Consider the following 3318-nt stretch of genomic DNA (forward strand, 5'->3'; position numbering starts at 1 on the left):
GAATCGCAAACGCAGATATTGACGTAGATAATTCCCTTAGCTCAGGAGAAACCAGTATAACGTTCAATTCTAACGGCACCTATACGGTAAGCGGCAAGGGCCCCACGTAGCAGCGAGTAGCCAAATTTGCGATTCATCGGCTTTCTGTGTGGAGCTGATGATGAATTTCTATAAGCACGCCTATGCCTGATGATAGAAACAGTCAGGCGATCGAGCATCTAGATGTCCATCCCCTTCGGGCCCGGCGCCAATGGTCGGAGGAGGCGAAGGCTCGGCGGTGCTGTCACATTGATTGAGCGGTAAGGAAATAGCAGCGCGCCCCATGACCGTGAGTGCACCGACCTACAAGAACCACCGCTATCCGATCGAAATCGTGGCCCGTGCTGTCTGGCTCTACTTCCGCTTCAAACTGAGCTTGCGCGATGTCGAGGAAAGGGGATCGTCGTTTCCTACGAGACCCTCCGCCGATGCTACCGAAAGCACGGCCCTGATCATGCGCGCCGCATACGCCATAAGGCACCAACGAAAGACGATGTCTGGCACCTGGATGAAGTCATGGTGCGCATCAACGGTCAAAAATGCTGGTTGTGGAGAGCGGTTGATCAAGACCGATATGTGCTCAACGCATTGTCCCGACGCGTCCCAACACCAAGGCCGCCAGGCACCTGCTGACGCGACTTCTGAAGAAGCATGGTCTGCCGCCAAAGCATATGATCACCGACAAATTGCGCTCCTACGGGGCGGCCAAACGCCAGTTCATGCCGAACATGGAACACCGCTCGCATAAAAGGCTTGAACAACCGGGCGGAGAATTCTCACCTGCCGTCCCCGAAAACGGGAACGAACGCGACAGGGTTTCCGGTCGGTCGGCTCATTGCAGCATTTCGTGTCGCTCTTCTCCGCCGTCCGAAACCTCTTCGTCCCATCCCAGACCAACCGCAGCACAAATTCGAACCCATCGACGCCAAGCCATGGCCACGTGGGAAGCCGTGAGTGCACGGCCTGCCTGAAAAGCGCGGTGTCGGCCTCGCGCGGTCACATCTTAAACAACGTGACAATCCGGCGTGGGGTCTTTTTGAACATCGCGGATGTCGCGTGGGCCACGAGGTTGCGGCCATCTCGTCCCCAGATGGACACGATATGCAAACTGAAATTGACTCGGGTCAGTCAGTGATCGACCTTCATGCATCATAAAACTCCAAGCGGATTGAGTACATAGCTAAGATGAAATTAAGCGAATACGTCGATCACGACGCTACCGGATTGGCCGCTTTGGTGCGCGCGGGCGAAGTAACGCCCTTGGAGTTGACGCGGCTAGCCCGCCAAGCCCACGACGAGGTCAATCCACGCATCAACGCTGTGATCGAGTTTTACGAAGATGCCGAGACCGTTGCGGGCGCGGACGAAGGGCTCTTCCATGGCGTGCCTTTCCTTCGCAAAGATATCGGGGCCAGTGAAGCTGGCCGCCTCCAGGAAAACGGAAGCCGTCTGTTCAAAGGCTGCCGCTCCGATACCGATAGCTATTTTTTTCGGCGCGCGCGAGACGGGGGGCTGCGGACTCTGGGAAGAACGACAACCTCGGAGCTTGGAACTACCGCAATGAGCCAATCCGTTCTCAATGGCATTACCGGCAATCCATGGGATCTGGAACGCACCGCTGGGGGATCCTCAGGGGGATCCGCGGCAGCGGTCGCCTCCGGCATCACTCCAATTGCATCCGGTAGCGACGGCGGGGGATCAATTCGCATCCCGGCGTCCTGGTGCGGTCTTGTCGGATTGAACCCGTCCCGCGGACGTGTTTCCGGCGGTCCGGACAATCAGGACGCATCGTTTGGTCTCAGCCGCGCGTTTGTTCTGTGTCGAACTGTGCGCGACATGGCCGCTGCGCTGGACGTCTTTTCCGGTCCTCATCCTGGGGATCCATTCATTATCGTCCAGCCGAACCGTTCCTATGTGGAGGAGCTCTCACACCCCACCGGTCGTCTGCGGGTCGGGGTCGCTAGGACGAGTTGGGGCGCGATCAACCTCGATCCGGAAGTGTTGCGCGCTGTCGAGTCGACGGCGACGCTTCTGCAGGAGATGGGGCACACGGTAAAAGACATCGACCCGCCATATGAGCCCGTCGAGTACAGCAGAATATATCTCGCCCCGACGACCGCAAGTAGGCTCGACAAGGCGGCGCTGGCCATGGGGCGCACTATCAGCACAGATACCTTGGAGCCGGTCAACCTCAAACGGTATGAATATAGCCGCGATTTGCCGCTTTCCCGAGCGGCGGATTTACAGGAGGCCCTCCGGGAAATGCGTTTCCGCGTGGGCGAGGCGATCCAAACCTTCGACATTCTTCTCACTCCCACAATGCCAATCGTGGCCGTACCGCACGGCGGCATCTATTCTGCAAACAACCCGGCGGTCTCCGCAGAGGAATATGTGGAAGCGGACACGGCGATTTGTCAGTATACTGGCGTATTCAATGTCACCGGACAACCTTCGGTGTCCTTGCCTTCGTCGCAAAGCGCCAGCGGGCTGCCGATCGGTATTCAGATCGTCGGCCGTTTTGGCGATGAGGCCACGCTGGTCCGTGTCGCACGCGATCTGGAGAAAGCTAGACCTTGGAGCCACCAGCGACCAAAAATTCGAGCAGGGAACAGCTGACGATCATCTCGCCGCCACCGCGCGGTCTGTTGCCGATTACAGTTTAAATCGGCGCGCCAGCAGAGCCGGGCTTTCTGGCCGCCGACGGTCCTGGCGGACTTTACTAGCGTCCACTGAAATAAAGACCGAGGAGCCGTTCGGTTTGATAAAACGTCGGATTATGGGCTCACCTCTTTACGGATTTTCCGGCCCCGCCGAAACGCAGGAGGCAATGTCGGAGCTCGCCGCCGAGAGTCTCAATGCTCAAGGCGTCTCGAGCCGACTTGCAATCCCGGTCTCCGGGACAGCGGCATCCTTCTCCAGGGCGGGAAGGCAGGCTTCCGGGCGTTTCACGCAGGGATACTTTAAGCTGAAAGTCGAATTCGCCGGCAATCACGCTCGCCTCAAAAACTTCTGGGAGGCCACCCGCGATTTCGAAATCCTCCATCGAGCGATCCGCATGCCTTTTCATCGTCACCTGCACGATCATTGTTTCGGCCCGTCCCAGCGCTCGCTGATCAATCGCGGAGTGGTAGCCGGCAATGATGCCGCGATCCTCGAGATTTTTCACACGGGTCCAGCAAGGAGACTGTAAGAGACCTCTCTGATTGGGGTGGTTGAGGTCAAGGTGCTCCTGTACTTTTTTCCAGGGCCGTTCCGCAGGTCACTCGCTTCTCTTCGCGG

2 protein-coding genes and 1 pseudogene are annotated in these 3318 nt (G+C 58.0%); 2 read left to right on the forward strand and 1 reads right to left on the reverse strand.

Going from position 1 to position 3318, the window contains the following annotated elements; all coding sequences use genetic code 11:
- Positions 1-322 precede the first annotated feature (322 nt).
- Together NKJ20_RS33845 and NKJ20_RS33850 are read left to right on the forward strand one after the other, a co-directional pair.
- Positions 323-1010: pseudogene (locus NKJ20_RS33845) on the forward strand (IS6 family transposase).
- Positions 1011-1224: 214 nt separating this feature from the next.
- Positions 1225-2655 carry an amidase gene (locus NKJ20_RS33850; protein ID WP_352749925.1) on the forward strand — a complete coding sequence of 477 codons (1431 nt, stop codon included), beginning with the start codon at positions 1225-1227 and terminating at the stop codon, positions 2653-2655.
- Between the two features lie 166 nt (positions 2656-2821).
- Here the strand turns inward: NKJ20_RS33850 and NKJ20_RS34310 are convergent, their stop codons facing one another.
- A complete protein-coding gene (locus NKJ20_RS34310) occupies positions 2822-3124 on the reverse strand; it encodes an Lrp/AsnC ligand binding domain-containing protein (protein ID WP_502902852.1) in 303 nt (100 codons plus the stop codon).
- Positions 3125-3318 lie beyond the last annotated feature (194 nt).

The organism is Mesorhizobium sp. M0185 (assembly GCF_040322175.1).
Taxonomy (GTDB): Bacteria; Pseudomonadota; Alphaproteobacteria; order Rhizobiales; family Rhizobiaceae; genus Mesorhizobium.

What these genes read in the sequence shown, in the direction of transcription:
- NKJ20_RS33850 (WP_352749925.1), top strand. Translation starts at nt 1,225, where the DNA reads ATGAAATTAAGCGAATACGTCGATCACGACGCTACCGGATTGGCCGCT.
- NKJ20_RS34310 (WP_502902852.1), bottom strand. Translation starts at nt 3,124, where the DNA reads ATGATCGTGCAGGTGACGATGAAAAGGCATGCGGATCGCTCGATGGAG.